Annotated in this window: 3 protein-coding genes; 2 read left to right on the top strand and 1 reads right to left on the bottom strand. The window is 58.5% G+C overall.

The features are described 5' to 3' along the window. The first annotated feature begins 28 nt into the window (after window positions 1-28). Window positions 29-916 (top strand): hypothetical protein, encoded by an 888-nt coding sequence (locus AS26_RS14495; RefSeq protein WP_169793509.1) that lies wholly within the window; start codon window positions 29-31, stop codon window positions 914-916. Window positions 917-975: 59 nt separating this feature from the next. Next, complete coding sequence (locus AS26_RS13005) at window positions 976-2325, top strand: FtsK/SpoIIIE domain-containing protein (RefSeq protein WP_062310401.1); 1350 nt, start codon at window positions 976-978, stop codon at window positions 2323-2325. A 57-nt stretch (window positions 2326-2382) separates the two neighbouring features. On the opposite strand, the gene AS26_RS13010 is transcribed toward AS26_RS13005, so the two are convergent. Further along, entirely contained in the window at window positions 2383-5673 is a 3291-nt protein-coding gene (locus tag AS26_RS13010; protein ID WP_062310404.1) for a beta strand repeat-containing protein, read from the bottom strand. Window positions 5674-5693: the final 20 nt, after the last annotated feature.

Consider the following 5693-nt stretch of genomic DNA (forward strand, 5'->3'; position numbering starts at 1 on the left):
ATTTTGGTGGCAGCATGTCTATCGCGTCTTGCACAAACTGGCCGATGCACCGCATGCGTTGTACACCCCCGACGGCGAATGGGGCGTCCGTTCGCGCATCAGCCGATTGGATTGGGCCATTGACAGCGATGAATGGACCTTTGAGCCCGAAGACCTGCCGCGCTTTGTCACCCGCACGCGGATCACACACCAATACGAGACCGAAGAAGAGTGGCTCGAGTACGTGCAGGAGCTCCCGGAGATTTCACACCTGGTGAGCCGGCGCTTCACCGGGTTCTCGTTTGGGAAAACCCCAGTCCACGTTCGGATCTACCACAAAGACCGGGAATTGATGTTGTCCCAACAGTCCACGAAAGCGGCGTTCTTTCACCGGCTTTGGGAAGCAAATGGTTGGAATGTTTGCAAACCCATTTGGCGCGTGGAAATCGAGGTACGCCGAGAAGCATTCCACCAAATGCACCATGGCTCGCGCACGTACGCCGAGATGGACGTCGATGAAGTCGTCGCTCGATTTCCGTCGACGCTTCGTTATTGGCTGATGAGTTGGCTTTCTCTTCGACAACCCACGGACGATACCAACCGTTCGCGTTGGCCGTTGGATGAGACCTGGCAACGGGTGATTGAAACGGCCAGTGAGGAACCAGGGGCGTTTACTCGGGTATTCCGAGGCCCGGTCCTCGACGCACACAGTCTAGCTCGACAACAACGCACCCTTTTGGCGAAATGGGGGCTCCTTACGCACCTCCCGCCGGATGCGTGCTTGACCGAGCAGTATCGGGATCAATTGGCCGATGCCTTGGGGATGTCGCCCGTTGAATTCTCGTTTTCGGTGACGAAAGAAATGCGCCGACTCGCAGGACGTTTAGGCGCACGTCTCCCATCCGATGAGGAGATGCACTCGGTCACGACAGACTGACGAGAAATGTCCTACACGCGCCGTAGAAATGAAATCTCCAACGAAAGGATGAGGCAGAGATGTCTTCGATGACGTCTTCTCAATTCTCCGAGGAAAGCCGCGCGTTCCTCGCCTGGATGTGGCGGCATGCGCGTCGGCATCCCCTGTTGTTCAGTGCGTCGTGCATCGCTTGGATCGCCATGGTCTGGCGCGCCTTGAAGGCACTGCCCGCTGCCTTCCACGTCACCCATGGCCCTGAACACTGGGCGTGGCTCGAGTGGACCTGTGGCGCTGCTGGCGTGATGATGCTGAATTTCATCTGGAGTGCGGTGGCCGACCGCAACCGTGTCGTCGTCGATGCCTGGTCCTTTGAGGAGGCCCTACGCCGCGCGGACCTCTGGAACAACCCGCGCTACAAGCGTCCGACGCTTGTCCGGGTGAAGGAACGTGCGAACGGCGACGTGGAGCTCATTGTCCATGGGCTCCCGGTCTCGGTCTGGCAGAAGCCTGAAATCGCCGAGCCCTTCTGCGCATCCTTTGGTGTCGAGCGATTCCGCTCGGTGACGCCGGATCCCAAGCGCCGGGAGCGCGTGCACCTGGTGCTGGCGTCCGGTTCCCTGGAACACGCCCTACGGACGGCAGACCGAGAACGCGGCATGCGCCGACCTCGCAGGTCGAAGGTGAGGCACAATCGTGAGGATGAGGATACGTATCCCGCGCCGCGCCAGTCGTTTCTCCTGGGTTATGGCCATGACGGACGGGTGTTCTGGCAGACACCCGTCTGGCCGCACCTGCTCGTCGCAGGAAGCACGGGCAGCGGCAAGTCGACGCTCATTCGCCAGATCGTGAAACAAGCGTTGAATGCCGACTGGGTCGTGTATCTGATTGACCCGAAAGGCGGCGTCGACTATCTGGAGCTTCTCCCTCGGCTCGCGGAGCCGGTGAAAGAACTGGCTCAGGATGCGCTTCCTGTGCTGGAGGCATTGTGGGCAAAGCACCGTGAGCGGCTGAGTAAGCTCAAAGAGGCTGGCGTCTCCTCGCTGCGCGAGGCCTACCAACGGGGCATGTGCCTTGAGGAGAAGCCGATTCTTCTCGTTGTAGACGAGCTTGCGATCTTCGCGTCGAACACGGGTGGCAAGGATGAGAAGGAGGTTCGGACGCGCGCCCACACCTATCTCGAGCGTTTCGCATTGGCATCACGCGCGACGGGGATTTTGCTTTTGCTCTCGGCGCAATATCCGACAGCAGAACTCTTGGGCTCCCAGATCCGACAGCAAGTTTGGCGCGTCTGTGGCCGCGTCGATGATGAGGTCGCCTCAAGGACCGTCCTGGGCGTTCCCGGCGCGGAGAAACTCCCACCGGACAAGCCGGGGAGGTTCTTGTATGTCGAGCATGGTGAATTGAAAGAGTTCCAAGTGATACTCCCGTGAACAAAAAGAGAGCCGGCAGCCCAACGAAGGGCTGTCGGCTTCTACTACTTCTTGTCATTAGCTCAGCGTGACCGTATCGGTGTTGCTACCCACCTTAATGGTCAACGTGTCGTTGTTCGTGTTCGGAACAGTGGTGACATTGTAAGTCAGGGTCACTGTGCCGTTCGAACCGAACGTGACTGTGGTACCTGTGGACACGCTATTGCCGTTATACGACAAGGTGTTATTGTTAGTACCACCGCTTGTAAAGCTGACGGTTGCCGTCTGTCCAGCTGCCGCGCTCCCAAGTGGGTTGCCATCCGCGTCGACCGCGCTGATCGTGAGCGTATAGGTGCCGCTGCTGGGAACCGTAGCGGACTGGCTTGCCGCTCCGCTGGCATATGCAGCTGTATTGACGGTTTCAGGTGTCACCAGCGGTTGCGAAATCATTGTGAGCTCAGCACCCGCATACACCCCCGGTGTGACCGTCAAGCTCATGGACTTTGAGGCACTACCATCCGAAACCGTGATGGTGCCAGTACCTGTGCTGGTTGGTGTGACGGTCGCGCTATAGGTACCATTCGACTGAATGGTGGCTGAGGTGCTTCCACCAAGTGTCGAGGTAATCGTCACGGTTCCGCTTGTGATGGGGTTGCCGTAAGCATCCGTCACGCTACCCGACACTGTGACAGAGTTGCCAAGTTGCACGGAGTTCGCAGACAGGTTCTCCGTGATAGCATACGGGACACCCGCTTGCGGCGCCACGGACACCGTCGCAACTTGATTGGCTGCCGTTTTCGTTGCATAAAGCAACACATTGAGATTTCCGCTGTAGCCTAGCGACTCTTGCAACGACGACGTCGCGGCGTTTGCCGTGGCGATTACGCCGTTCGTGTCAATACCGCTTGCAAAGTTTTGCGAACCGCCAACCTCTGCATAATAAGGGACGCTACCCGCTGCCAAAGTGAGCGTGACTTGGCCATTCGAATCGGTAAAGACCGTGAAGTTATCTCCTCCGGTCCAGCTCACCACTCCCGGGATGGAGACCAGGTTATAGGCAAGCCAATTCGGAGCATTATTACCATTTCCTTGGGCCGCGTCTACCGCAAACAGCGGAATCGGCGTATTCACCGTGACGGACTGATTGTTCACGCTGGCATCCTGAGACAGGCTCTTGCCATTGACCTGCGTGACCCAGAAGCCCGCACTGTTTTCAGAGCTTGCGTCCGTTTCAACCGTAACGGCTGCGTTGTCGACCGGGTTCCCGTTGGCATCTTCGACAGTAAAGGCAATCGTCTCAGATTGACCGGGTTGAACCGAGCCAGACACCGGGATCACGTTCGCCAGTTGAGCCGGAGCGCCCGCACCAAACGCGAACGTGGAGGTCGCCGAGACGCTGCCGTTCGACACGGTCAACACGGTGTTGCCACCTGTGTTAGTGACTTCCACGCCAAATGCGGGTGTATTCGAAGTGAAGAGCGTACCCTGACCAGGCACACTATAAACATACTGACCGCCTGAGTACATCACATTCAGCGAGATGCCGCTGACTTCATTCGTCAGTGTCACAGGCGTACCCGCCGTGTAAGAACCAGCATTATACGTCAGCGGAACAATCGCGACAACCTTGCCGCCGTTATTCACGCTGAGATTGTACGTTTGGCTGGTTCCATCCAATTCAGCACCCGTAGCGACAAACGGATCAAAGTACGCCGTCGCATTCAGTCCACCGGGAGCCTGGATACCAGAAAGCGAGCTTGTTTTGTTCGAGAGTGCGCTAGAAATGCCCGCAGTCGACGACGCCACTGCGATGCCTGCCAAACTCGTTGGCTGACCGAACGTCACCGTCACAGGCGAGCCTTGCAACGCCCCACCCGAGACATAACCGCCGGAAACCGGATAGACGTAGAAGTGATCGGTCTCTGCGCTCGAATCGGTCACGACGACCGAGAAGTTCCCGTTGGCATCGGTCGTAATCACGTCACCGTATGTCGAGGTCGCTGGCGTGCCCGTTCCCACTACCACGTTCGGGAACGAGGTGGAAGACGAACCGGACACATAGGCACCCTGTCCGCCTTGGCTCGTCACCAAGATAGTGGCGTTCGCAACGGGGTTGCCGAGCGCATCCTCAACGGTGCCAGAGATAGTTACATTCGAGCCTGCGCTTGGGCTGCTGTTCGAAACAGAGATATTCCCCACTTGATATGGCACTCCGGACTGCAACCACTCAACATACGTCGTTGCGTTCGTGCCATTCGCAGCTGTCGCGGTTACCTCAACAGCCTGACCAGCATACGCCGAGTTCACCCACACCTCAGCCTGGCCAGACGAATTCGTGGTCGTCGTGACACTCTGACCGAGGTTCGCGCCAGACGAGTTCGTAAAGTAGGCGTTTCCGCTCACCGTAAAGGTGACCTGAACGTTGGCTTGAGGCGTCGAACCAACAGGTGCCAGCGTAAAGATCACCGGCACTGCCGTGTTCAGCGATGCAGTATACGGAGAGCTCGCTGTGCCATACGGTGCAATGCCATTCTGGCCAGGCGCCACAAACTCAAGCGCCACAGACGGCGTGCTCACATTCTGCTGCGGCCCGGACGCACTCACCGTGTAGTACACCGTCTCACCAGACGGCGCGGTCACCGTAATCGTCGCGACACCTTGCGCGTTGGTGTAGACCGTGTAGTCTGAACCACTCGGCTGCACCGTCGAGCCGTTGCTCGTCACGGTCGGAAGCGGGCTACCTGTGAAGGAGAACGTCACCGCCGTGTTCGGCACCGGGTTCCCAAACTCATCGGTCAGTGTCGTCGACAGCGTGAGCGAACCACCGTTCAGCACGGTCGCCGGAGACGAGGTCGAACCCGTGCCCGTCGTCGCGCCCGAGATCGAGATGTTGCTCAGGCTCTCCGTGGTGGCAGAGGACGACACCGCAAGGCCCGTCGCACCGTTCCAGACCGCGTTCACGCCAATCGCGTTAAACACCTTCTGGATGTAGTACACCGGGAAGTAGGTCGTCACAGGACCGCCTGCCGGGTCCTTCGCAACCTGCGTGTTAATCTCCTTAATCGTGGTGCCATTCAGGGTAATCGTCGTGTTGCCAGAGCCTACGCCACCCTGGATGTTCGAAGCCACCTGCGCCGCGTTCAGGTTGGAATCCGTCAGCGCCCAGGTGTGGGTGTTGCCATTCCAGGTCGCCTGGATGCCCAACTTCGCAAGCAGCTGGTCAAAGTAGTAAATCGGCGCAAACGCGGTCGTGTTGCCCGAATCCACACCGTCCATAATGTACGGGTTCGAGACCGTCTGGCCATTGAACGTAAACGCAACTTGTCCAACCGGGGTCAGACCCGTCGAGGACGTCGCAGCGAATGCCATCGGGCTAATCGCACCCAGAA

This window comes from Alicyclobacillus sendaiensis NBRC 100866, from assembly GCF_001552675.1.
Lineage (GTDB): Bacteria > Bacillota > Bacilli > Alicyclobacillales > Alicyclobacillaceae > Alicyclobacillus > Alicyclobacillus sendaiensis.